The 25,228-nt window shown below is 71.4% G+C and carries 16 protein-coding genes and 1 tRNA gene; 13 read left to right on the forward strand and 4 right to left on the reverse strand.

All coding sequences use genetic code 11. From position 1 onward, the window contains the following. The first annotated feature begins 184 nt into the window (after positions 1–184). Positions 185–664, forward strand: a complete 480-nt coding sequence (locus tag WMF11_RS43960; RefSeq protein WP_437975016.1) for a hypothetical protein — start codon at positions 185–187, stop codon at positions 662–664. 26 nt (positions 665–690) lie between these two features. On the opposite strand, the gene WMF11_RS43965 is transcribed toward WMF11_RS43960, so the two are convergent. Next, positions 691–2,907 carry an AAA family ATPase gene (locus WMF11_RS43965; protein WP_437975017.1) on the reverse strand — a complete coding sequence of 739 codons (2,217 nt, stop codon included), beginning with the start codon at positions 2,905–2,907 and terminating at the stop codon, positions 691–693. Positions 2,908–3,521: 614 nt separating this feature from the next. On the opposite strand from WMF11_RS43965, the gene WMF11_RS43970 reads away from it, so the two are divergent. Continuing rightward, on the forward strand, positions 3,522–6,065 hold the full coding sequence (locus tag WMF11_RS43970) for a hypothetical protein (RefSeq protein ID WP_437975018.1): 2,544 nt from the start codon (positions 3,522–3,524) through the stop codon (positions 6,063–6,065). A gap of 75 nt (positions 6,066–6,140) precedes the next feature. Here the strand turns inward: WMF11_RS43970 and metG are convergent, their stop codons facing one another. Next, entirely contained in the window at positions 6,141–8,213 is a 2,073-nt protein-coding gene (gene metG, locus WMF11_RS43975; RefSeq protein WP_437975019.1) for a methionine--tRNA ligase, read from the reverse strand. Between the two features lie 185 nt (positions 8,214–8,398). On the opposite strand from metG, the gene WMF11_RS43980 reads away from it, so the two are divergent. The 3 genes from WMF11_RS43980 (at position 8,399) to WMF11_RS43990 (ending at position 11,441) form a co-directional block, all read left to right on the forward strand. Continuing rightward, positions 8,399–9,022, forward strand: coding sequence for a Dps family protein (locus tag WMF11_RS43980; RefSeq protein ID WP_437905068.1), 624 nt, complete (start codon positions 8,399–8,401; stop codon positions 9,020–9,022). A 129-nt stretch (positions 9,023–9,151) separates the two neighbouring features. Beyond that, positions 9,152–10,441, forward strand: coding sequence for a phytoene desaturase family protein (locus WMF11_RS43985; protein ID WP_437975020.1), 1,290 nt, complete (start codon positions 9,152–9,154; stop codon positions 10,439–10,441). A gap of 19 nt (positions 10,442–10,460) precedes the next feature. Next, the gene (locus tag WMF11_RS43990) at positions 10,461–11,441 is read left to right on the forward strand and encodes a sigma-70 family RNA polymerase sigma factor (protein ID WP_437905070.1); all 981 of its coding nucleotides are present in this window, start codon (positions 10,461–10,463) and stop codon (positions 11,439–11,441) included. Between the two features lie 181 nt (positions 11,442–11,622). Here the strand turns inward: WMF11_RS43990 and WMF11_RS43995 are convergent, their stop codons facing one another. After that, positions 11,623–11,955, reverse strand: a complete 333-nt coding sequence (locus WMF11_RS43995; RefSeq protein WP_437546443.1) for a polyhydroxyalkanoic acid system family protein — start codon at positions 11,953–11,955, stop codon at positions 11,623–11,625. A 400-nt stretch (positions 11,956–12,355) separates the two neighbouring features. Between WMF11_RS43995 and rseP the strand changes: the two genes are divergently transcribed. From rseP to WMF11_RS44010, 3 genes are all read left to right on the forward strand, one after another. Beyond that, the gene (gene rseP, locus WMF11_RS44000) at positions 12,356–14,026 is read left to right on the forward strand and encodes an RIP metalloprotease RseP (RefSeq protein WP_437905071.1); all 1,671 of its coding nucleotides are present in this window, start codon (positions 12,356–12,358) and stop codon (positions 14,024–14,026) included. Further along, positions 14,019–15,509 carry an RsmB/NOP family class I SAM-dependent RNA methyltransferase gene (locus tag WMF11_RS44005; RefSeq protein ID WP_437975021.1) on the forward strand — a complete coding sequence of 497 codons (1,491 nt, stop codon included), beginning with the start codon at positions 14,019–14,021 and terminating at the stop codon, positions 15,507–15,509. Before rseP ends, WMF11_RS44005 begins: the two co-directional genes overlap by 8 nt. A gap of 295 nt (positions 15,510–15,804) precedes the next feature. Further along, positions 15,805–17,346, forward strand: a complete 1,542-nt coding sequence (locus WMF11_RS44010) for a serine/threonine-protein kinase (RefSeq protein WP_437975022.1) — start codon at positions 15,805–15,807, stop codon at positions 17,344–17,346. Positions 17,347–17,374: 28 nt separating this feature from the next. Here WMF11_RS44010 and WMF11_RS44015 read toward each other — a convergent pair whose 3' ends face one another. Further along, on the reverse strand, positions 17,375–18,334 hold the full coding sequence (locus WMF11_RS44015) for a PEGA domain-containing protein (protein WP_437975023.1): 960 nt from the start codon (positions 18,332–18,334) through the stop codon (positions 17,375–17,377). 260 nt (positions 18,335–18,594) lie between these two features. Between WMF11_RS44015 and WMF11_RS44020 the strand changes: the two genes are divergently transcribed. The 5 genes from WMF11_RS44020 to WMF11_RS44040 all read left to right on the forward strand — a co-directional run bounded on the left by WMF11_RS44020 (position 18,595) and on the right by WMF11_RS44040 (position 25,178). Continuing rightward, positions 18,595–21,444 (forward strand): hypothetical protein, encoded by a 2,850-nt coding sequence (locus WMF11_RS44020; protein ID WP_437905075.1) that lies wholly within the window; start codon positions 18,595–18,597, stop codon positions 21,442–21,444. A gap of 485 nt (positions 21,445–21,929) precedes the next feature. Beyond that, a complete protein-coding gene (locus WMF11_RS44025) occupies positions 21,930–22,235 on the forward strand; it encodes a hypothetical protein (RefSeq protein WP_437546455.1) in 306 nt (101 codons plus the stop codon). After that, on the forward strand, positions 22,232–23,566 hold the full coding sequence (locus WMF11_RS44030; RefSeq protein ID WP_437975024.1) for a hypothetical protein: 1,335 nt from the start codon (positions 22,232–22,234) through the stop codon (positions 23,564–23,566). Before WMF11_RS44025 ends, WMF11_RS44030 begins: the two co-directional genes overlap by 4 nt. Before the next feature lie 230 nt (positions 23,567–23,796). Further along, positions 23,797–25,065, forward strand: coding sequence for a hypothetical protein (locus WMF11_RS44035; protein WP_437975025.1), 1,269 nt, complete (start codon positions 23,797–23,799; stop codon positions 25,063–25,065). 39 nt (positions 25,066–25,104) lie between these two features. Next, positions 25,105–25,178, forward strand: a tRNA-Gln gene (locus WMF11_RS44040). Positions 25,179–25,228: the final 50 nt, after the last annotated feature.

Below are 25,228 nucleotides of genomic sequence, written 5' to 3' on the forward strand. Positions count from 1 at the left end.
TTCAATCATCCAGACAACACGCCTCCAGGAGAACATGATCATGCCGATCCGGAACACCGCTGCGAGACCCAAGCGGGCAACACAGTCCACGACGGCTCCTGCGAAGTCAGCCAGCAAAAAAGCCAGGAAGAGCGCCCCCTCCACGTCGAGCGACGAGCTCCACCGCCTGCGGTGGGCGCTCTCGGTGCTCGTCGGCGAGACGACGAAGAACCTCTCCGCCGCCGCGACCGAGAAGTTCCTGGCTCCCGCGAACACGAAGATCGCCTTCGAGGGAACGGTCGAGCACGACGCCTACGTGTACCTGGTGCAGGTCGCCGAGAGCACTCGGTCCATCACGACATACCCGCTGGACGGCGAGGCCATCCACGCCAAGGCCGGCGAAGCCACGCGCATTCCAGCAGCGGGGTGGCTCGTCACCCCCACCCAGGGGAAGATCCTTGCGTTCAGCTCACCGACAACCCTCCGCCGCAAAGAGATCGCCGCCGCGCTCGCCGGTCGCGATCCGGCGCCTGGACAGGCGGGTCACAAGGACGCCAGGCCCGCCGAGTTCGGCACGTTGACTGACGCCAGTGGCATGAAAGCTTCCCAGATCAACCCCACGGGTCCAGCAGATCCCCTCGTCACAAAGCCGAAAGCCGTCACCACGCAGGTCGGCTCACGGTGAGCCCAGGCGCCGTGGGCGTCGAGCCCTCAGGCGCTCCGATGGCGAAAGTCGACGAGGATCATGCTCCCGGTCCCCTCGATCCTCGCCGTGGGGGTCTGCAGGGAGAGCGACTGCTCGCGGCTCCACTGCTGGACGCTGTACGTGACGTAGTGATTCAGATCGTCCACGGTGACGAACCGCTTGCGACCCGTGCTATCGGCGGCGCCACGAAGCCCCTCGAGCACGAACGACGTGAACACACCGAGCTTGGCTTCCGGACGCTCCATCGCGATCTGCTGGGAAGTGCTGCCCGAGAGGACGGCGATGCCCTCGGCGAGCTCGAAGGCCTCGTGGACGAACCCAGGGTCGAGCGAGGGAGCGCCGGGCGCCCGGCCGAGATCGACCCCGGCGTGGCAAGCATCGAGGACGAGGATCTTGCGGCGGGCGGGCGACTCGAGGAGGATCTCCTTGATCCTGTCGACCGAGAGGGACGTCTCGGGGAGCACCTGGCTGCCGCTGTCGCGAAAGAGGAGATGCGGTTTGCCGTTGTGCAGGGCTCCATGACAGGAGAAATGCACAAGGAGCAGGTCATTGGGGCTCAGCCCACTCGCGAAGAGGCTCAGCTCCTGCAAGACGCGGTTGCGCAGGGGCAACATGCGCTCTTCCTCGACGTCGTCGTGCATCGACTTCACGACGGTGTAGCCCAGCTCGTTCTTGAGCGCGTTCCCGAGCGCGACGACGTCGTTGACACAAAAACGCAGATTGCCAATGCTGCGGTCATCGTAGCGGCGTACCCCGACGAGGAAGGCGTAGCGAGCGGCCACTGGACCGAGCACCTGCTCCTCCGCAGCGGCCATCGCGCGTTCCGCCTCGGCGTCAGCGATGCGCGCTGCCTCATCGCCGCGGGCGTGAGCCCGCTGCACACGCGCCGCCGAACCCTGGTCGAGCGCCGGCGGCTGGATCGGCGCTACCTCGCGCATCACCAGGGTGCCTCGGTTGCCCGTGGTCCGCGCCGGCGGCGGCGGGGTCGACGCCGCAGGCGGCGGCCATGATGCAGCCGGCGCCACACCGGCATAGTACGGAGCGGCCCTGGCTGCCGCAGCTTCGACGGTCAGCTGCTCCGTGATCAGCGTCCGGAGCTCATCATGGAAGGGGCGGAACGTGTCTTCGGCGCCCGGGGTCGTGAAGCGCTGGAGAAAGGGGCGCGTGACGCGCAGAAAGGTGGTCGCGTGGAGACGGCTGCTCCAGCCGGTATGCGCGGCGATGGTCGAAAGGGGGAGCGGTGAGGGAGCGGCGCAGAGGAGGGCCAGGCTACGCTTGACCAGCACCTCCGACTCGGCGGGTAGGTGGTTGACGCGGCCCCATAGCTTGATGAAGACGTCACGCAGCGTGCGGGGGAGCGGAGCGCCAAGGCGGCCCTCGGGGGGCAACCGCCGCAGCCACTCGGCGAGCTCGACGGAATAGAGCATGTTGCCCTGGGCGCGCTGCACGGCCTCGTCGGCGACGTAGGCCGGGAGGCCGAGCTCCCGGACGACGCCGTCCCAGAAGGCCCTGCACGCCGCGTAATTCGAGGGGATCCATCGCGGGGCGTCGAGGTCGACGTGTGCCGGGGCGTAACGCATGAACCAGCCGAGATTCGTGGTGGGGCGCGAGGAAGCGAGCAGGACGACGCGCGGCGGGAGCGGGGCGGGGAGCAGGCGGGCGAGATCGGAGTAACCGATCTCGTCTTCCGCCTCGTCGAGATCATCAATGACCAGGAGGAGGCTCATGGAATCCGGCTCCAGGACACGCCTCGAGATGCGCTCGATGAGGTCGATGAGGCGGCGCTCGGGGTGCGCATGCCCGTCACGCATGTCGATGAAGCGGTTCTCAAGCTGCGTTGCGAGCGAGCTCGCGACGAACTCGGGCCGATCGAACGCGCTGGTCCTCAGGAAATGGGAGGCGACCGCCCAGCGCGCCTCCGCTCGTACGTTGCGTTCAACCTGCTCAGCCCAGCGCGCGAGGTGCCGGCTCGCGTCAGCGATCCTGCCGCGCACGCGCTCGACCTGACAGGCCGCGGTGACCCGCTGAAGATAGCTGGCCAGGATCGCGCTCTTGCCGACGCCGGGGGTTCCCGTGACGAGGACCGTGGTCGCGCCCCTCCGGAAGAGCGCGTCGATCTCGTGGAGCACCTCGTCGCGGGCGAAAAGCCGAGGATGATGCTGGCGCTCGCCGCCGAGACTGACCCGATCGCCAGATGCTCGATCGCCATGATGCGGGGTCATGCTGCTTACGTGATTCGAGTTCTGGGCGGCTGTCAAGGGGCTGCTCGCAGGCCCTGGTATCGACCTGTCTTCGGAACATTGCCTCTGTTCGTTGTCTTCTCACACCCCATCGTCAGGGCGGTCCTGAGTCGGCCCTGAACGCCAGCACGCCGGTCGCTGTGGAGCGGGCCGTCGCACGTTACAACCAGCGTGCCCGTGTCATCCGACCGCGTTCGCGAGCCATCGCGCGATCGCCGGCCGCTTCCGGGCGGCCCACGTGCGCGCCCGCGCGCCGTCCCATGCTCACCGCGCGCCGTCCCATGCTTCTCCGGCCTTGGCTCGGTCGCCCAACGCCGGCGTGGCCGTGGCGAACGCCCGCGGGGCGACGAGGATCCCGCTCCGAAGCACGCGCTCGGCAAGGGCCAGCGTGCCTGGCTCGGGCGGCGTAGCACGCACGCCGGCCCGGCAGTGAGCCAGACGACACAAATCCCCTGCTTGGCACCTCGTGTGCACTAACGATGACGACACGCGCTGACGGACAGCTCGATCGACAGGCGTTCTGCGATGGGGACACGGGCTGTCATGCCAGATCCGATTCGAGGACAAGGGCGTTGGCTTTTTTCGGAGGTGTCATCATGGCGTTCTTTCAACATCTCAAGCGTCAGGACAAGCGCGACGCCGGCTCAGATTTCCTGGCCCCGCGGATGCGTCTCAAGCACGTTGCGCTCATGGCGCTCACGGCCTCCACCGTCCAGCTCGGCTGCGCGGGCGACGAGGACGTCTCGCAGGCGGTGTCGGACGAGGAGGACATCGCGAGCGAGGCAGCCGCGCTCTCGCTCTACCAGCAGAACCCCGTCGGCAACCTGTCCGTGCTCTCGCCCGCCGAGGGCGCGCCGTACGCGATCGCGACCAAGAGCGCATGGACCTCGGCCCCCGGCCTGTCCAGCGCGGTCTACTCGCACGCGGGCGACAACCTGGAGATCAGCTTCAGCGCCGAGATCTACGCCACCAACACGGTGTGGCTGCGCGCGCTCGTCGACGGCGCGCCGGTCTCGCCGAGCGACGTGAAGATCAAGATGGGCAGCGAGAACTTCGACGGCACGCGCTCCTTCACCTTCGTGAAGTCGGGCGTCTCGGCCGGTCAGCACATCGTCGAGATCCAGTGGTACGTGGTGAACGGCGGCGACGCCCAGATGCGCGATCGCTCGCTGGTGGTCAACTCGGCCGCGCCCTTCAGCGGCGACGGCCGGCTCGCCGTGGCCGCCGCGCCCAGCGGCCCGGACCTCATCAAGACCACCACCGCCTGGGAGAACGTCCCGGGCCTCACGACCCAGCTGACCACGAGCGCCCAGCAGGACCTGATCGTCACCTTCTCGGCAGAGGCCTCCTCGAACAGCGGCCGCATGTTCGTGCGCGCGCTCGTCGACGGCGTGGACGTCGGCAACGTGACCCTGCTCCACGCCAACATGTCGAACCGCGGCGGGACGCGCAGCATGACCTTCGTCGCGCCCAGCGTGCCCGCCGGCAACCACACCGTGCAGATCCAGTGGTCCGGCGACACCGCCGGCGGCGACATCCGCCTGGGCGACCGCACCATGGCCGTCTCCGCCGCGCCGGCCTCGGCCCCGGGCGGCTCGACCGCTGCGGCCACCATGCAGGGCGCGCCGGTGCCCTTCTCCGGCCTGAACTGGACCAACATCCCCGACCTCTCGGTCAACCTCAACACCCAGGCTCCCGCCGAGAGCGCGGCGATCACCTTCTCCGGCGAGGTCTACTCCTCGAGCGGCCGCCTGTTCCTGCGCGCCCTGGTCGACGGCGTGCCGGCGCAGCCCGGCGACGTCACCCTCATCCAGGGCGAGCCGCTCATGCGCGTCAACTCGCACACCTTCGTGCTCAAGAACCTGCGCCCGGGCAACCACACCGTGACCCTGCAGGCGCGCAGCGACACCGGCACCACCGCCAACATCCGTGATCGCTCCCTCCGCGTGACCGCCAAGCGGCGCTCGGGCTCCGATTTCGCCCAGGCGTTCATGGGCATCGGCCAGGGCTACGGCCACTCGCCGCGCGTGCGCACCCACAAGGCCCTGGTGCTGTGCATCGACCCGGTCCGCCCGGATCACGCCGCGCCCTCGCTCTCCCAGATCCTCAACTACCACGAGGGCGGCGACGGCGGCATGAGCATGAAGGGCTGGCTGGCCGACAACACCGACGGCAAGCTCGCCTTCGACAGCTTCCAGTACGTGAACTGCGGCCCGTTCGCCCAGGCGCCGGCCGCGCACCAGGGCAACTGGTACTGGGACACGCCCGGCGGGCACGCCGAGGCCTGGCGCGACGCCATCCGCGCCGCCGACCCGAGCATCAACTTCCACAACTACGACACCAACGGCGACGGCAAGATCACCCGCGACGAGCTCGTCCTCGTCGTTGTGCGCCCGCAGAACTCGGCCTACGGCACCAACCGCAGCGTCGACGTGGCGGTCGACGGCAACTCGACGCCGCTGAACTTCGATCTCCTCGACGTCTACCTGTCGCCGTTCGACTCGGATCGCCGCAACGGCGTGGGCCTGCTCGCCCACGAGCTCACCCACCGCATCCTGGACGCGCAGGACATGTACGGCTGCGACTCGTCGAGCACGGCGTCAAAGTACTTCGACGCCATGTACTGGCACTGGCAGGCCACCCACATGGGCCCGTTCGAGAAGCTGAAGAGCGCCCTCGTGACCCCGGACCTCGTCGAGATCGGCTCGTGGACCACCCAGACCGTCCCGCTGGCCTCGATCGAGACCCGCAAGGAGGTCACGCTGCTCTGGGACGCCGCGCGCGGCGACAAGGAGTACTTCCTGCTCGAGAACCGCTGGGGCGCCGGTGACGTCTACGACGCGCCGCTCGGTTCGAGCGTGGTCGTCTGGCACATCGTCGAGGACCCGACGCTGGCCGCCCAGCACCCGCCCTCCGGCGCCGAGAGCTGCAGCATCGTCCACAAGCAGGTGCGCAAGCTCGGCCAGCTGACCTTCGATGGCGAGGCCCGCGAGCTCTTCTGGGCCGACGGCACGAGGACCAACATCACGGTCACCGCGCGGGGCGCGTTCGGCGAGCTCACCAACGTGGAGATCAAGAAGCAGGGCCTGATCGTCCGCCCGTTCCCGCGGTCAACCGTCCCCCCGATCCTCACCAAGTAGTCCGCCACGTCGACAGCAGGGGACGTGGCGCGGCGGCTGCGCGGGCCCACCGAGCCCGCGCAGCCGGCAGCCGCCTCAGTGCACCCGCATCCCCGGCTTCGCCCCCGAGTCCGGCGACAGGAGATGCACCGTCTCGTCCCCCGCCGCGAGCACCATCCCCTCGCTGAGGCCGAACTTCATCTTCCGCGGCGCCAGGTTGGCGCACACGATGACGAGCCGCCCGACGAGGTCTTCCGGCTTGTAATACGCCTTGATCCCGGCGAACACCGTCCTCCGCGCCTCCCCTCCGAGCGAGACGGTCAGCTTGAGCAGCTTCTTCGCCTCGGGCACGTGCTCCGCCGCGACGATGCGCGCGACGCGCAGGTCGACCTTGGTGAAATCGTCGATCGTGCACTCCGGCGCGAGCGGCTCCTTGGCGAGCGCCGCGCCGTCGTCCTCCGCGGCCGCGCCCCCGCCCGTCGCCTGGCCCGCCTCGGCGTTCGCCCCCGCCGCGCCGCCCGGCGCCGCCGCCTCCTCGGCGGGGCGGCCCTCCGCGATCATCTTCTCCACTGCGCCCGGCTCGACCCGCTTCATGAGGTGCTCATACGCGGCCACAGGCGTGCCCACAAGCGGCGTCTTCGCGAGCTCCCACCGGTCCATGGGGCACCCGAGCAGCCGCGCGACGTCGTCGGCCAGCTTCGGGAGCACCGGCGCCAGGTAGAGCACGATCTGCCGGAACAGGTTGAGCGCCACGGTGCAGACGGCCTGCAGCTCCGCCTTCTTCTCCGGCTGCTTCGCCAGCGCCCACGGCTGCATCCGGTCGACATACTCGTTCGCCCGGTCCGCCAGCGCCACGATGCTCCTCGTCGCCCGCGCATAGTCGAACGCCGCGTACGCCGCCCCGATCGCGTCGCCCTCCGCCGCCGCCGCCGCGAACAGCCCCCCGTCCTCGGGGTAAATTGCCGACAGCCCCGTCTGCGCCACGAAGCGCGACGACCGGCTCGCCAGGTTCACGACCTTGTTCACGAGCTCGGCGTTCACCTTGTTCACGAGCTCTTCCAGGTTCAGATCGATGTCGTCGACCTTCGAGCTCAGCTTGCTCGCGTAGTAATAACGGAGGTACGCCGGGTCGAGGTGCTTCAGGTACGTCGAGGCCAGCACGAACGTGCCCTTGCTCTTCGACATCTTCTCTCCGTTCACGGTGAGGAACCCGTGCACCTGCACGCGCGACGGCAGCGAGAAGCGCGCGCTCTTCAGCATCGCCGGCCAGAAGAGCGTGTGGAAATACACGATGTCCTTCCCGATGACGTGGACGATCTCCGTCTCCTCGGATCGCCACCAGTCGTCGAACGCCTCGCCTTCCCGGGCGCACCACTCCTTGCTCGCAGCCATGTACCCTATCGGCGCGTCGAACCAGACATACCAGTAGTTCCCTGGCGCGTCGGGGATCTCGAACCCGAAGTACGGCGCGGGGCGCGATACGTCCCAGTCGCGGAGCGGCTCCGACAGGAAATGCCCTGCGAGGTAGTTCGCGATCTCCTTTGGCATCCGCCCCTCGCCCTGCGTCCAGGTCGACAGGAACGGCCGCTCCGGCTCGATGGCCACCATGAGGTGCTGCGCGCTCCGCACCTCGGGCCGCGCGCCCGTGAGCGCGCTCCTCGGCTCGACAAGATCGGTCGCGGCGTAGGTCGAGCCGCACCGATCGCAGCTATCGCCGTACTGGTCCGGCGCCGCGCACTTCGGGCAGGTGCCCTTGACGAAGCGATCCGCCAGGAACATGCCCTCCTGCGGATCGAAGAGCTGCGTGACCTCCTTCGTGGTCACCATGCCGCGCTCGCGCAGCGACGCCCAGATCTCCTCGCACAGCGCGCGGTTCGCCGGGGAGTTCGTGCTGCCGTAGTGGTCGAACCGGATCTGGAACGCCGCGAAATCGCGCTGGTGCGCCGCGCTCATGTCCGCGATGACGTCGGCCTCGCTCCGCCCCTCTTGCCGAGCGCGGATCATGATGGCCGTGCCGTGGGTGTCGTCGGCGCACAGGTAAATGCACCTCCGCCCGGTCATCCGCCAATAACGGGCAAAGATGTCGGTCTGGGTGTACTCGACGAGGTGGCCGATGTGGATGTGCCCGTTGGCGTAGGGCAGCGCGCTGGTGAGCAGGAGCCGTTTCATGCTGCGCTGGACTTTGCACGAAATCCCAGCCGGATGCGAGCCGCGCGGTGGCGCGATGCCGCGCGGGCGCGCCTTCCAGCGGAGCGCCGCGCCGGCCCGCGTGGACACGACAGCGGACGTGCAGCCATGGACGGAGCGGGCTCGGGCTCTAGATACGTAGTGAACCGATCGACGGGGAGGGGACCATGGCAGTACAGAGGAAGCAACAGAGGAAACAGAGGCGTGGTGGCAAGGAAGGAGGCGCGCGGGCGCTCGAGGCCCAGCCCCTCCTCCGCCAGCGAAGCGAGGAGATCCAGCCTTTCGGGACGGTCGTGGACTATCCGCTGGCGCTCGCCGCGAAGTCGCGCGCGGAGAGCATCCGGGCGCTGAATCAGATCCTGTCGGACACGCTCGTCCTGCGCGACATGTACAAGAAGCACCACTGGCAGGTGTCCGGGGCGACCTTCTTCCAGCTCCACCTGCTCTTCGACAAGCACTTCAAGGAGCAAGCCGCGCTGATCGACATGCTCGCCGAGCGCGTCCAGATGCTGGGCGGCGTCGCGATCGCCATGGCGCACGACGTCGCGGAGACGACGAGGATCGAGCGGGCGCCCCGCGGCCGCGAGCAGGTGCCCGCCCAGCTCTCGCGCCTGCTCGACGCGCACGAGCTCATCCTCGCGGAGACGCGCGAGGCGGTGAAGCTCACCACCGAGAACCGCGACGATGGCACCGCCGACCTGCTCATGGGCGACGTCCTCCGCACGAACGAGATGCAGGTGTGGTTCCTGTCCGAGCACCTCGTCGACACGCCGCTCGTCCGCGCCACCTGAGCGCCGGCACGCCGCTTCTCGCCCGCCGTCCAGCCCCCTCCCCGTCCCGCCGCGCTCCGAAAATTCGTCAGGGCGCGCGTAACCTTTCCGGGCCCCCGATCGTGATACCGCCAGGAAAGGGACGATGTGATGCGTACTACAAAAGACGTGGTGGTGATCGGCGGCGGGCTCGCGGGCCTGGCCGCGGCGGCGTACCTGGGCAGGGCGGGTCGGTCGGTCGCCCTCGTCGAGAAGGCGCACGCGCCGGGCGGCCGCGCCTCCACGCAGGAGAGCCACGGCTTCTCGCTGAACCTCGGCGCTCACGCGCTCTACCGCGGGGGCGCGGCGCACGAGGTGCTCCGCGAGCTCGGCGTCCGGTTCACCGGCGCGGCGCCGTCCCCGTCGGGCGCGCTCGCGCTCGACCGCGGCGCCCTCCACACCTTGCCGTCCGGCGCCCTGTCGCTCCTCACGACGGGCCTCTTCCCCCTCGCCGCGAAGGTCGAGATGGGGCGCGTCCTTGGCAGCCTCGCCGCGGCCAACCCCGCGCCGCTCGCGGCGGTCCCGGTCTCGGCCTGGCTGCGCGACGCCTTCCGGACGCCCGAGGTGCGCCGCTTCGTCGGCGCGCTCGTCCGGCTGTCGACCTACTGCGCCGACGACGATCGCCAGAGCGCCGGCGCGGCGCTGACGCAGGTGCAGCTCGCCCTGAGCCACGGCGTGCTCTACCTCGACGGCGGCTGGAGGACCCTCGTCGACGGCCTGCGCGACGCCGCCGTGGCGGCCGGCGTGGAGATCCTCACCGGCGCGCGCGCGGCGCAGATCGCGGCCGAGGGCGGCGCCGTCTCCGCCGTGGAGCTCGCGAACGGCGACCGCCTCGGCGCCGGCGCCGTGCTCGTCGCCGCGAGCCCGCGCGCCGCGGCCGCGCTCGTGCCCGCGAGCGCGGCGCTCGCCGCGCACGCGGAGCGCGCCGTCCCGGTCCGCGCCGCGTGCCTCGACGTCGCGCTGTCGAGGCTCCCTCGCCAGCGCCCGGGCTTCGTGCTCGGCATCGACCGCCCGCTCTACCTGTCGGTCCACACCGACGCCGCGCGCCTCGCCCCCGCGGGCGGCGCCGTGATCCACACCGCCCAGTACAGCCCCGAGCTCGCCGGCCGCGACCCCGAGCGCGAGCTCGAGGATCTGCTCGACCGCGCGCAGCCCGGCTACCGCGGCGCGATCGTCGAGCGCCGCTTCCTGCCCTCGCTCATCGTCTCCAACGCCGTGGTCACGGCGGAGGGCGGCGGCCGCGCAGGGCGCCCCGGCGCCCGCGTCCCGGAGCTCGACGGGCTCTTCCTCGCGGGCGACTGGGTCGGGCCGACGGGCATGCTCGCCGACGCGAGCCTCGCCAGCGCGCGGGACGCCGCGCGGGACATCCTCTCGCGCCGCGCCCTCGACCGCGCGGCGTGACGGGGTTACCCGACGCTCCATGAGCAGCTCCACGGCCTCTCCTGCCCCGAGCGCCGGGCTCGTCGCCCCCGGCTTCGTCGCCGCGAGCTACCGCGAGCACGAGCGCTTCCTCTGGGCCCTCTCCTACCGGCTCACCGGCAGCGCCGCGGACGCGGACGACATCGTGCAGGAGACGTTCGTCCGCGCGCTGGAGCGCCCGCCCGCGCGCACCGGAGAGCCCGTCCGCCCCTGGCTCGCGCGCGTCGCGCTGAACCTCGGCCGCGACGCCCTCCGGCGCCGCAAGCGCCTCACCTACGACGGACCGTGGCTCCCCTCCCCGATCGAGGCGGAGCCCGAGCCCCCGTCGTTCGAGATCCCGGGCAAGGAGGGCACCGAGGGCCGCTACGACCTCCTCGAGAGCGCGTCCTTCGCCTTCCTCATCGCGCTCGAGGCGCTGACCCCGCAGCAGCGCGCGGTGCTCCTGCTCCGCGACGTCTTCGACTACTCGGTGCAGGAGACCGCCGCCGCGCTCGACCTGTCGGAGGCCAGCGTGAAGACGACCCACCACCGCGCCCGCCGCGCCTTGGAGCCGTACGATCGCGAGCGCTGCCGCCCCTCACCCGAGCTCGTCGAGCGGTCGGGCGCGGCGCTCGTGCGCTTCCTGCAGACCCTGGCGACGCAGGACGTCGCCGCCATCGAGGCGCTCCTGAGCGAGGGCGTCCGGGTCATCAACGACGCGAACGGCGAGTTCAAGGCGGCGCGCCGGATCGTCGTCGGCCCGAACCGGGTCGCGCGCTTCTACGTCGGCCTGCTGAGGATCGACGACCCCGGAGCGCTCCGCCACGAGCTGCGCCTCATCAACGGCCTCCCGGCGGTCGTCATCGAGCGCACGACCACCGTGGAGAAGCTGGCGCCACGCTTCGTCATGCGCTGCGAGATCGACGCGGGGGGCCTCATCACCGCGATCCACTCCGTGCTGGCCTCGCACAAGCTGACGGCCGTGAAGGCGCTCGCTCGGTGAGTACGACGACGAGGGAGCGCGACGGCGAGACCGGCAGGTGAGCAGCGAGGAGACAGCCCCCTGCCGGCCGAGCACTGGAGTGAGTCGTGTCGCGGGGCGTACTTCGGCCGGCGAAGTAGATACTGTTGGAGCAACATAGCGCCGGCTGGCGCTCATGTCCATAGTGGAACAGCCCGCTCGCTCAGGTGGCTTTGCCGCCTCCCTGGGCCCGTTCGCGGTGCGCCTCTGCGATGAAGTGACGAACCTCCTTGTCGATGGCGGCGATCGCTACCCCCTTGAAGGGGCGCATCAGGAGAGGCACGTCGAGATCCACGTCCACGGCGCCGGGGCGGAGCTCCATGCTGCCTTTCAGCTTGACGCCCTTCACCGAGAAGCCGAGCTCGGCGCGCGTCGCGTCGCGCCACACGAGGAAAGGCTCGTACTCGGCGTACCGCGCTCGGTACTGCGCGATCGCTCGTTCGGTCGCCAGCTTTGCCTCGGTGTCGCTCAGGTCGTGCTCAATCGTGTGCTTCATGATGGGACCTCGCAGTTCGTATCAGGGCACATCGCGAGAATCGGCCAGGGTACCGTGCGCCGTGAGGCGTCGCTCGCGGGCGCGTCGCCCGGCCGGGTTCCATCGGTGAGATATCACGGATGCGCGGGGCCTGCGGCCCTCTGGCGCTCTTCCGATCGCGCATCGCGCAGGGCGCGCCCGCGCTCTGTGACATTTCGCCACGCGGCGGAACCGCGGGTGTCTGTGGGCGGCCGACCGGGGCCAGCGCCGTGAAGGCATCGTCACGCCGGAGGGCGCCTTTCCACGGACCGGACGCCGTCCCTTCGCCGGAGGCCGCCCTTCGCGCGGGGGCGCCCTGGCCCTGCGCCCCTCAGTGGCCAGTGGTCACCGAGCCCGGCCTCGCGTAAAGAGAGCCGCCGCCGTGGACCTCCTGTATTTCGCGCTGCTCTGCTCCGTGCTCATCTTCGTGCACGAGCTCGGCCACTTCGTGTGCGCGAAGATCTTCGGCGTGAAGGTCCTCACCTTCTCGATCGGCTTCGGCCCCCGGGTGCTGCGCCTGCGGGGCCGGGAGACGGAGTACTGCGTCGCGCTCCTGCCCCTCGGCGGCTTCGTGAAGATGCTCGAGGAGAACCGGCAGGAGGCCGTGCTCCCCGAGGATCGCAAGCGCACCTTCGAGTCCCAGGCGCTCTGGAAGCGCGTGATCATCGTCATGGCCGGCCCGGCGATGAACGTGCTCTTCCCGGTGCTGCTCTACTTCGCCGTCTTCATCGGCGAGACCCGCTTCGTCCCGCCGACGGTCGGCGTGGTCCTGCCGGGGCACCCGGCCGAGGGCCGGCTGGTCCCGGGCGATCGCATCCTCGAGGTGGACGGCGAGCGCGTCAGCACCTTCGCCGAGCTGCACCGGATCGTGACGAAGAGCCCCAACCAGGAGCTCCGCCTCAAGGTGTTCCGCAACAAGACGCACGTCGAGGTCACGGTCGTCCCGGAGGAGAAGGTCGTCCAGAAGCCGCTCGAGATCGTGGACCGGGTGGGCGAGATCGGCATCCGGCCGAGCCGCCCCGCCGCCGTGGTGGGCGTCTCGCGGCCCGACTCGCCCGCGTTCCGGGCCGGGCTGCGCACGTTCGACGTCGTGACGGAGGTGCGCGGCACGCCCGTGAAGACGTTCGCCGACCTGGAGATCGCGCTCGAGGAGAGCCGCGGCGCCACGGTGCCGGTCACGTACCTGCGCCCGGTCACGGTGCCGCGCGCGCTCGGCGGGCTGGCCGAGCTCGCCGTCTACGAGTCGGGCGTCGCCGCGCTGACGCCGGAGAGCGGCCACGGCGACCTGCTCGCGCGCACCGGCATCGAGCCGGCCGACCTCTACGTCGCCGAGGTCCCCGAGGGCTCGGCCGAGTGGGACGCCGAGCTCCGGCCGGGCGATCGCATCACGGAGGTCGACGGCGTCGAGGTCACCGCCTGGTCGACCTTCGTCGAGCGGCTCTTCGCGGCTCCGGACAGGCCGCACGTCATCACGTGGCAGCGCTCGGGCCAGCGCAAGAGCGGCACCATCGAGCTCCGCCGCGAGGACTGGATCGACGAGTACGGCCAGCACCGCCCGCGCTTCTACCTGCGCGCGTCGAACTGGTCGCCGATGGTGGCCGAGCCGTTCGTCGACAGCCCGTCGGCCTTCCAGTTCGCCCTGGAGAGCGCGGTCGACGAGACGTACGACGTCATCCGGTTCATCGTGGTCGGGATCGTCCGCATCATGGAGGGCAAGGTCAGCATCTCCACGCTGGGCGGCCCCATCACGGTGTACGACGTGATCGGCGAGGAGGGCGCGAAGGGCGTCAGCTACTTCGTCTGGGCGATGGCGGTCATCTCGATCAACCTCGGGCTCATCAACCTGCTGCCCATCCCGGTGCTCGACGGCGGCCACCTCCTGTTCTTCACGTTCGAGGCCGTGCTGCGGCGCCCGCTGCCGCTGCGCGTCCGCGAGATCGCGAGCCTGGTCGGGCTCATGGTGCTCATCGGCCTGATGGGCATCGCCTTCAAGAACGACGTCGAGCGCCGCTGGGACGTGATCCAGGGGCAATTCAAGGAGCTCGTTGGCTGACCGGGGCCAAGGTGACGGGCGCGACGGGCGCGAAGGGGGCCGCGGCGCGGCGCGCCCGCCGCATCCGGCCGAGAGCGCGCCGCGCGCGGTCGCGGCGCGCGTGCTCGCGCGGGTGTGGGGCTCGGACGCCTTCGCCTCGGCGGCCCTCGACGCCGAGCTGCGCCGCGCGCCGGCGCTGGACCCGCGGGACATAGGCCTCGCGACGGAGCTCGTCTACGGCGTCCTGCGCGCGCAGGCGGCGCTCGAGGCGCGCATCGCCGAGTTCGCCGCGAAGAGCCGCTGGACGGCCGACCCGCTGGTGCGCGCCCACGTGCTGATGGGGGCGTACTCGCTCTGCTTCCTCGATCGCGTCCCCTCGTTCGCCGCGGTCTCGGAGGCGGTGGACGGCGCCCAGGCGGCCGGCGGGCCGCGGGTCGGCGCGTTCGCGAACGCCGTGCTGCGCCGGCTCGCCGCGGCCGTGGAGTCCGGCGGTCGCCCGACGCTCGCGAGCGCGGTGGTCGCCTCCGCGCCGGGGTGGCTGCGGGGCGCCCTGCGCCGCTCGCTCGGCCGGGCCGCGGCCGAGGCGTTCCTGTCGGCCGGCCCGGTGCCGCCGCCGACCGGCCTCTGCCTCGCCCCTGGCGAGGACCGCGGCGCGTGGCTCGAGGCGCTGCGGGCCGCCGCGCCCACCGGGTCCTTCGAGGCGGGGCACGTCTCACCGGCCGCGATCGTCGCGCGGGGGGCGGGCGATCTCCGGCGGCTCCCGGGCTTCGGCGTCGCGTGGATCGGCCAGGAAGAGGGGGCGCAGGCGCTCGCCTTCGCGCTCGGCGCGCGCCCCGGCGAGGCCGTGCTCGACGCCTGCTCCGGCCGCGGCAACAAGTCGTGGCTCCTGTCGCGCGCGGTGCTGCCTTCCGGCGCGGTGGACGCGGCGGATCTGTACCCCGCGAAGCTCTCGCAGCTCCGCGCGGCGCTCGGCGCGCCTCCCGTGAGCGCAGAGGGCGCAGGCGCGGAGGCCGGCGATGCGCAGGCCGGCGCGCGCGACGGGCTCGGGCGGGCTGCGGCCTCCGTGCGCGAGACCTACGCCGTCGACTGGACGGTGGGCGCGGGCGACGTCCCCGAGGGCTACGACCGGGTGCTCGTCGACGCGCCTTGCTCCGGGGTGGGCACGCTGCGGCGGCGCCCGGAGATCGCGCTCCGGCGCGAAGCGGACGATCTCCCGCGCCTGGCCGACCTCCAGGTCGCGATCGCGCGCCGCGCCGCGACCCGCGCCCGGGACGGCGGCCGGCTCGTGTTCGCGGTGTGCAGCGTGCTGCGCGAGGAGTGCGAGGCCGTGGCGGCGCGGCTCGCGGCCCCGGCGGACGACGGCCTCGGCGTCCGGCTGGAGCCGGCGCCGTTCGACGCGGAGCTCGCGCGCGAGCTCGCGGGCGGCGGCGACGCGTTCCGGCTGCTGCCGCACGTGCACGGCACGGATGGGTATTTCGCCGCGATGTTCGTCGTGCGGCGGTGACAGCGCGTGGAGACGCGTGGAGACGCGTGGCAACGCGCCCTTCCGCCTTCCTTGTACGATGGTAGGCGCATAAGAGCAGCTTGACTTCCGGACGGCGCTTGGACTTCCTAGCGACGTTTTCGCGGCAGCTGCCCAGCCACGAAGCGCCGCCGCCAGCCGTCGACCAATGTAGGGAGGTGGGGTTATTGGTGCGATAGCCGCAATTTGTCTCCGCGATGTTTCTTCGTGCTGGGCACTCGCTTCGTGACGCCGCACACTCGTACGGTCAGGGCACTTAACAAACCTTCCGAGTAGCGTGAATCCTGCCCCGAACCTCCTGCAGAACACCCCGGCCGAGCTCGGGCCCGGGTCCGTGTTGGGTCGTTACGAGCTGCTGCTGCCGATCGCAGCGGGCGGCATGGCCATGGTGTGGGCGGCGCGGCTGAAGGGGACGCGCGGCTTCCAGAAGATCGTCGCAGTGAAGACGATGCTGCCGACGCTGTCGGAGGACGACCAGTTCGAGCGCATGTTCCTCTCGGAGGCGTCGCTCGCGTCCCAGATCCGCCACCCGAACGCCGTCGAGATCCTCGACCTCGGCGAGCAGGACGGCGTGCTGTTCCTGGCGATGGAGTGGATCGACGGCATTCCGCTCAACCAGGTGATGAAGGTCGCGAAGCGGCAGAACGGCATGCCGATCCCGATCGCGGTGCGCATCGTGGCGCAGGCCTGCGCCGGCCTGCACGCCGCGCACGAGCTCAAGGACAAGAGCGGCAAGCTCGTCGGCCTCGTGCACCGCGACATCTCCCCTCAGAACATCCTGGTCACGTACAACGGCCTGGCCAAGGTGGTCGACTTCGGCGTGGCCAAGGCCACAGCGCTCAACGACAGCACGACGCAGGCCGGGCAGCTCAAGGGCAAGGTGAGCTACATGGCGCCGGAGCAGGTGCGCGGCGACGCGATCGACCGGCGCGTCGACGTGTTCGCGATGGGCATCGTGCTCTATACGCTCACCACCGGCAAACACCCGTTCCGCAGGGAATCCGAGGGCGCGACGCTGTTCGCCATCTCGTCCACGGACCCGGTGGAAGCGCCGCACGAGTTCCAGGCCGACTACCCGGCGTCGCTCGAGGCCGTGCTGATGCGCGCGCTCGAAAAGGAGCGCGACCAGCGCTACGCCACGGCCAACGAGCTGATGCGCGCGCTCGACAAGGCGCTTCCGCCGAACCAGCGAGCCACCGACGAGGACGTCGCCAATTTCGTCCGCGAGCTGTTCGAGGACCAGCAGGAGCAAACGCGCGCGGCCCTCACCGAGGCGCTGGAGCGCGCCGACCGCAATCAGCTGCGCAACAGCCTCGGCAGCTCCGACGTGACCGGCGCCGGCCCCTCGTCGGTGAGCACCTTCAGGACCGTCAACCTCCGCGGCGCGGCCCGGAGCGCGGCCGGAAACAGCGCGCTCGACGACGAGATCCCGCCGTTCGCGCGCTCCAGGAGCCGCGCGCTGCCCGCCGTCGTGATCCTCGGCCTCCTCGCCGCCGGCGTGCTCGCGGTACTGCTCCGGAGCGGCGACGCGCCCGCCCCTCTTCCTTCCGGGGCCGCGCCCGCCGCCCCGGCGTCCGCCGCCCCGGCGCCGGCGCCCTCCAAGGCGGAGGCGCCCCCTGCGACCGAGCTCGACGCGCCCCCGGGCCAGCCCTCTGCCTCCGTCTCGGCCAGCGCAGCGCCGACCCCGGCTCCGCTCCCGGTGTCACCCGCGCGCGCGGCGCCCCGCCGTCCGACCAAGCCCGCCGAGCAGAGCAGCTCGCCGAGCCCGACGCCAACCCCCACGCCGCCGAAGTCGTGGAAGCATGATCCGGGGTTCTAGCCCCCCGCTCTGGACCAGCTCGACTCCCTCAGAACGTTCCTGAGAGACTCGCGCCGATCTCGGATCCGCCCGCGACGGGCACGAGCTCGAGCGAGGTCTTCTCGGGCTGCTTTGGCTTCCTGTTCTGAAGAAGCAAGATCGCGGTCGCCGTGCCGACCGCGGCGACGCCGACGCCGAGCGCCACCTGCGCGCCATAGTGATAGAATTTCAGGTCGTCGTAGCGCGACTGCATGGACGCCGGGCACGACTTGCCTGCCGGGCCGCAGGCATCTTCCAGATCCTTGAGCGCTCCCTGGCGGAGCCCGAACAACACCCCGGCGCCGATCATGCTCGCGGCGCCGACGCCCCCGATCACGTACGGCACCACCTTGGACGGCGGCCTCTCCCGCAAGGCGCCCGCCTGGATCAGCAGCTCTTGCGGCAATGCTTCGAGCGTCACCTCGACGCGCGTCACCCCCTCCTCCTTCAGCTCCACCGTCTGTTGAAACGGCCTGTAATTGGGGGCCTTGGCGGTGAGCGCGTGAGGCCCCGGATCGAGCGGCACCTCGACGCCGATGGACGTCCCGCCGAGGGCGACGCCGTCGAGCGCAATGGCCGCGGAGGCCGCTCCTTTGCCGCGCACGATGACGAGCTTCGGGATCCGCGCGCGCAGCCGGCCGATCGACTGCTCGACCTCGGCCCGGAAATCGGGCCCCACCGTGTCGGCCTCCGCGAGCGCCAGCTCGTAGCCACCGAGCGCGGTCACGAGCCGCCCCAGATTCTCCTCGCACACGGCGATGTGGAAGCGCACCTGAGGCGTCATCCGCACCTGGCCGACCTCGCGGAACCGCTGCAGGGCCGCGGCCCAGTTGCCCGCTTGCTCGAGCTCTGTCGCCTGCTGAAACTGCGCGCGGGCTTGCTTGAGCTCGTCGGAGTCCTGGGCGAGCGCGGGCGCCTCGAGCAGCAGCAGCACCGCTGCGACGCGGAAAATTCGCGGGAAATTCCTCATGCGGCGCCTGCCATGGTGACTTGAGGCCTCCGCTCCTGTCAACGAGGCGGCGCGGCCTTCGCCGCGCGCGTCAACGTGGCGGGCGCGGCCTCCGCCGAGCGCGTCAACATGGCGGGCGCGGCCTTCGCCGCGCCCGACGCCGCACCGCGTCGTGGTCGGAGGTGCGCGCGCGCCGGCGGAGCTTTCATGCGCGGATCCTGACGCCGCCTTCTCACTTTATGGCCGCGAAATCCGCCCGCGAATGGTACTTTTGTCGCTGGATGTCGACCCCTAGCTTTGGCTTTCTGCGTCGCTTCGCGCTGCTCCGCGCGTTCTCGGCCGCCGCGCTGACGGCGGGGATCTTCGCCGCCGCCGCTTCGTGCAGCGTGCCGGACTTCGAGTTCGCGTCGGCATCCGGCCCGCCGGCGCACTGCACGGACGACACGCAGTCCGACGGCGAGACGGACCTGAACTGCGGCGGCGAGTGTGATCCATGCCCGCTCGACTCCGGCTGCGCCGCGAGCCGCGACTGCGCCGAGGGCGAGTGCATCGACGGCGTCTGCCAGGAAGCGGGTTGCATGAACGGCGCCCGCGACGGCTCGGAGTCGGACATCGATTGCGGCGGCAGCTGCGACAAGAAGTGCGCGACCGACAAGAAGTGCAACCGGGCCAGCGACTGCGAGAGCGGCGTGTGCCAGGACGGCCAATGCGTCGCGCCAACCTGCACCGACGGGGTGCCCAACGGCACCGAGAGCGACGTGGACTGCGGCGCCGACTGTGGGGGCTGCCAGGACGGCAAGATCTGCCGCTCGAGCGGGGACTGCCTTAGCGACGATTGCATCGACGGGGTGTGCGGCCCCACCTGCCCGGATGGCTACGCCAACTGCGATCGCCTGGCCAAGGGGGAGTGCGAGGTCAACATCCGCACCGACGCGGACAACTGCGGCAGCTGCGGCCAGAAGTGCGCGCTGCCGCACGCGACGGCCGAGTGCCAGGGCGGCGCCTGCAAGGTCAAGGCGTGCGAAGCGCCCTACGCCGACTGCGACGGCAATGCCGAGAACGGCTGTGAGGTGAACACCTCGACGGACTCGAGCCACTGTGGCGGGTGCGACGAGCTGTGCCCGGCCGCGAACGGCGACGCGTATTGCGAGGCGTCGGAGTGCAAGATCGCGTGCGACGCGGGCTTCACCGACTGCAACGACCAGGTCGTCGACGGTTGTGAGAGGGCGACTACCCGTGACGTGTTGCACTGCGGCGGGTGCGGCATCGAGTGCGTGCCCGAGGCGGGCGGCAGGCCCTGGTGCCGCGACGGCGTGTGCGGCGAGACGACTTGCCCGGCCGGCAGGGGCGACTGCAACGGCGACCCCGAGGACAGCTGCGAGGTGAATCTGGCCGCCGATCCGGAGAACTGCGGCACGTGCGGCGGCCTGTGCACGGTCGCCAACGGCACCGGCAAGTGCACGGCCACCGGCTGCGCCATCGGCAGCTGCGAGCCGGGCTTCGCCGACTGCGACGGCCGCTACGACAACGGCTGCGAGACGAGCACGGACACGAGCCTCAGCCACTGCGGCGCCTGCGGCGAGACCTGCACCATCGCCGGCGGCACCCCCAAGTGCGAGGGCGGCGACTGCAAGGTGCGGACGTGCAACAGCGGGATGGGCGACTGCGACGGCAATCCGGACAACGGCTGCGAGACGAACGTCAACTCGAACCAGACCCACTGCGGCGCCTGCGCGGCCGCCGGCGGCGTCAACTGCAACACGATCTACGCGAACGCCACCGCGACCTGCCAGGGCGGCGCGTGCTCCTTCGCCGGCTGCAAGGCGGACTACGGCAACTGCAACAGCTCGCTGACCGACGGCTGCGAGGCCAACGTCAGGACCGACGAGGGGAACTGCGGCGCCTGCGGCACCCAGTGCAACATAATCCACACCACCAGCAACCTGTGCCTCGACGGCACCTGCAACCCGGTATGCACGAGCGCGCAGTACGACGACTGCGGGGTACCGAGGAACGGCTGCAACATCGACCTGTGGGACGACGAGAACAACTGCCTCGGCTGCAACCTCGTGTGCCAGAGCGGGGCCAGCGCCCACGTCTCCAGCAATCAATGCAGCTCGTCGGGCTGCAACCCGGTGTGCAGCGGCCTGTGGCGCAGCTGCGACGGCAACGGCATGAACGGCTGCGAGAAGGACGTCTCCGGCGACGTCAACGCCTGCGGCGCCTGCAACACCCAGTGCCTCCAGGCGCACGCGAGCGCCACCGCCTGCACGGCCGGCACCTGCGTGCCCACCTGCGACCCGGGCTGGAAGGCTTGCGGCGACCCCAGCGGCGGCTGCACGACCCAGCTCGGCACCGCCAGCAACTGCGGCGACTGCGGCCACGTGTGCTCGGGGACGAGGTCCATCTGCTCGAACGGCAACTGCGTCGTCTCGCCGGACATCGTCGTCGTCAACTCCGGCACGACCGGCACCTTGAGCACCATCGGGAATTCGGCGCCCACCATCAACGTGAGCCACGCCCTGCAGACACCGCGGGACAACGATCGCATGGTCCTTGTCGGGATCGTCGCCTCCGAGAACTCGCTCGTGCCGGTGAGCGTCACCTACGACGGCACGCCGATGACGCTCTTCAACACGCGGCAGGCCGACAACAACTCCGCCGCGCACATCTACTACCTCCTGGACAGCCAGCTTCCGGCCGCCACCGGCAACAAGCCCGTGGTGGTGCAGATGGCGAACGCGAACACCTGGGGCGTGTACTTCGCCAACGTGGTGGAGCTGAAGGCCGTGCACCAGTCGAACCCGTTCGCGAGCGCCACCACGACCGGCATCCACACCAACACGACGGACTGCAGCGGCACGGTGTCCCGAGGGGTCAGCACCAACTTCAGCGCGACCAACTCGTTCGTGTACACGGTGATGGCGGCGCGCAACGCCAGCACCGGCGCCACCATCAGCCCCACCGCGGCGACCTCCACCATGAACCGGCGCCTGACCGATCCGACGACCATGGTCGCGCTGGCCGGCTATCTCGTGGCCAGCTCCAACACCACCATCTCCTGGACAGTGAGCGGCTGCTACAGCACCGCCGGCGTCGGCGTCGCCGTGCGGCGCGCCAGCGGCGGCTGAGCGCCTCGAGGCGCCACGCTCCTCCCCCACTTCGCAGGCGGCGGCTACCTGACCAGCCGCACCACGACGAGCTCGCGCTCCCCTCGCCCGCGCCGCCGCTCGACGCCAAACCGTTCTCGTCTTCGCCGATCCTCCCCAGGACCCTCCCATCACACGCGACCGTCACGAGCGCCGCCGCGAGGAATCAACTCGCGGACAGCCCCCGTCGGCGCCGAAGCCCGCGCCCGTCGCCACCGCTCCGCCCGATGACCGGTACCACCATGAAGTCAAAACCATCACGGATACCCGAGCGCCCCGACGCTCGACCATGCAGTTGCCCGGTTAAAAACATTACCGCTCCGGCATCCTTCGGCGCTCACGAGAAATGACCCACCTGCGCTCGTCAGAAATGGTCCGGACGGTCGGGCGAGCCCGATCGCTGCCATGTCGCGCGCCCTCCAGCCGCTGTACCGTGCCGCGCGCGTGTGAGAGGATCGCTCTCGACCATGAAGAGGATCAAGCTCAAGCTCCACAGCGACGAGTACCACCTCAGCGCCGTCGGCTATCTGTTCGAGGACCCGGAGCCCACCGCGGATCCGGCGGGGGTGAGGCCGTTCTCGATCCGCAACACGGTCTTCCCCGAGTTCGATCTGGATCCCGGCAACTACGTGTTCCGCTTCAGGGTCCGGAACGGAAGCGGCAAGTTCCAGATCTTCGCCTTCGATCCCAAGACGAACCAGAGCACCCGCGCCGAATACGACACGTCGAGCGGCGCCGACTGCCTCACCTTCCGTTTCACGGTGGCGCCGTGAGGGGCGCCCTGCTGCTCCAGCGCGCCGCAGCGCTGCTCTCGCTCACGCTGGCCGCGCCCGCGCTCGCCCAGGGCGCGGGGCAGCCGTCGGCTCCCGTGCCGCCGGGCGCAGCGCCCCCGGCGCCCGTCCGGCCGGCCGCCACGGCGCCCGGCGCCCCCACGGCGGCCAGCGCCCCCACGGCGCCGGTCCCGTCTGCCGCGCCGAGCACCCCCGCCGCGCCTGCCGCGCCGGCGCCGGGCGCTGGCGTGGCCGTGGCGCCCGCGCAGCCGGGCCGCGCGATTGCGCCGGTCGCCCCGGCCGCGTCGGGCGCTCCCATCGCGCCGCTCGCGCCTGCCGGGGGCGCGGCCATCGCGCCGGCCGCCACGGGCCGCGAGCCCGTCTACATCGTTCCGGTCGGGATCACGGGTAGCTCCGGGGGCGCGGCGCTCGCGCGGGTCGGCTTCGGCGTGCTGGCCGGGTTCGGCGAGGTGACGGATCCGACGGCATGGGATGTGAGCGCCGTGATCGAGGCCGAGGTGGCGGCCGAGGACGGGCTGGCCACGCTGATCGGGTTCTCCGCCACCGACGACGCGGCCCAGACGCCCACCGGCACCCTGCGCCTCTCCGCCTCGTTCGCGCGGCTCGACTTCGAGGGGGAGGGCAGCTCGGCCTATCCCCCGCTGATCCTCTACGTCGGCGGCGCGGTCGGCCGCACCCGGTTCAGCTACCTGGGTCCCGGCCCCGAGCGGCGCGACCAGAGCCTGCCGCCGACCTACGCGCCGCGCGAGCTCACCGCTGTCCCCTGGAGCGTCGGCGCGGCGGCTGTCTACGTCGGCGAGGGCGGGAAGAAGCTCGCGCCCACGCTCGAAGGGCAGATCAAGTTCGACTCGCGCTGGACCGCGTCGACGGACACGCTCGAGTGGTGCGAGCCCGCGGGCGACGTCGTCCACGGCGTGGATCCGGTCACCCAGTCCACCTCCTTCGTCCCTGCCACGCGCTGCAGGAAGGAGGTGCTCGGCGCGCCGGTGCAGAGCCAGGAGCTCACGATCGCGGCGCACGCCGGGCTCGTCGACAAGGCGGCGAACGCCACGTTCCGCGCGGCGCTCGGCGCGAAGGTGGCGGTCGCGCTCAACGACGAGGCGCCCGCCGATGTCCGCCTCAGCCTGCGCGCTCCGGTCCACGTGACGCTGGCGCGCGCGCCGGCAGGGACGGAGTACCGCGGGCTCATCCGGCTGATGCCAGCGCTCAACGTGATCCGTAGCTCGACCGGAGGGACGGACGTCAGCGGCACGCTCGAGATCGCCTTCCTCGGCCAGCGCGCGATGTTCGCCGACAACTACACCGACCTCTGACGCCGGGCCGCGGCACGCCCCCGCGGCCGCCGCGCCCTCTCCCGCGCAGCGTTGCCGCGCCCTGCCCGCGCAGCGTTGCCGCCAGACGCAGCCCCCGGCCTGGGCGCCTGCCCTACCCGGCACCTTTCTTGGCCCACCGCGCCAGCATCCGCTACCGACGCACGAGAGCAGCGGAGGTGCACCCGGAAGCAGCATCGGGTGGGCCGCCGCGGCTCGCTAGGGAGACAGCGATGGGCCCGAGCGCAGCGTACAAGGTGGAGGGGCTTGGCGACGGCGTGCCGGCGTCGGGCGGCGCGGAGGGGTGCGGGCAGGGGCAGCTGAGCAGCCTCTGCAGCGCCCCCACGATGCCGTTCACGTCGCACGCCGGCGGCGCGGAGGAGGCACCGGCGGAGTCGAAGCCCTGGTGCATCGACCGCGGCGACTTTCTCGAGGCGATGAGCACGGTCACGCTCTGGCGCGCGCTGGAGCTGGGGGAGCTCCCCCACAGCACGCGCGTCTGGCGCGAAGGCCTCGAGTGCTGGACGCCTGCCGGCGAGGTGAAGGCGCTCGGCTGGACCATTTCCCAGCCGCCCCCGCGCGACGAGGCGCCCGCCCTCTCCGCCGCGGGCGAGGCGCCCGAGTCCACCGGCCCGCTCAGCTTCGCGCTGACGCCGGACGACCTCAGCTCCGTGGCGCCCCGCTTCCACCAGGGCGCCCCCGAGAAGGCGCGCGGCGAGCGCGCCGAGGCCTTCACCCTCGGCCGGTTCCCGCTGGCCGAGGCCGTGCTGCGGCGGGACAGCCCCTCGCAGCCGATTTCTCTTGATATTCCGTCCTGTTTCCCCGCAGCCCCCTCGTCCCCGCCCGACACGCTCCCGAGCGCCGGGGCGCTGAAGCCCGGCGCCGCGAAGCCCGGGCCGGCGCGAGGCGCGCGCGACGCGGATCAGACGCCGCGCGGGCGGGTGTCGGGCGCCTGGTCGCGGCTCGCGCGGCGCGCCCGCGTCTCTCGCGGCGCCGCCGGAGCGGCGGCGGGCAGCGCGGCGCTCGTGCTCGTGCTGGGCCTCTCGGTGCTGAGCGTGGTCGCCCCTGCGGCCTCGCCTGCGAGGCCTGCGGCCGCGCAGGCTGCGCACCTCGGCGTGGCCCAGGGCGTTGCGGCCGCCGCCGCGCAGGTCGCCGTGCCTGCCCCGGACCTCGCCGCGAGCGCCGGCGCTGCGGCGCTTGCCGCGGCGGCGCCCGCGGCGGCCCCGGCGCGCGACGGCGCTGCGGCCGAAGCGGCCCCGGCGCGCGAGGAAGCGACCGCGACCCCGGGCGAGGACACAGGCGCGCCCGCGCTGCCGCTCCCCCGGGCGGAGAAGGCCTCGGCGTCCGGCGCGAAGCCGGCGCCGGCGGGTCGCCGCGAGCGCGGGCAGTTCCGCCTGAGGCGAGGCCGATCCGAGGCGGACGCCACGCGCGGCATCAGCTATCCGGCCCGCAGAGCCGACTCATGGATCGGGACGGGTGCCATCCTGCGCGACTCGCGCTAAGGTGCGCGCCGCGCGGCGGTCGGCTCCGTCCCGCAGCACTCCGGCGTCGTTCAAGGGCAGGACGGGGGACTTTGAATCCCCTAATCGTGGTTCGAATCCACGCGCCGGAACCATCGAGCACCCGCGCCCTCTGAGGGGGGTCATGGCGGCCGATGTCCATCGC

Origin of the sequence: Sorangium sp. So ce295, assembly GCF_051527405.1 — a bacterium.
GTDB classification, from domain to species: domain Bacteria; phylum Myxococcota_A; class Polyangia; order Polyangiales; family Polyangiaceae; genus Sorangium; species Sorangium cellulosum_B.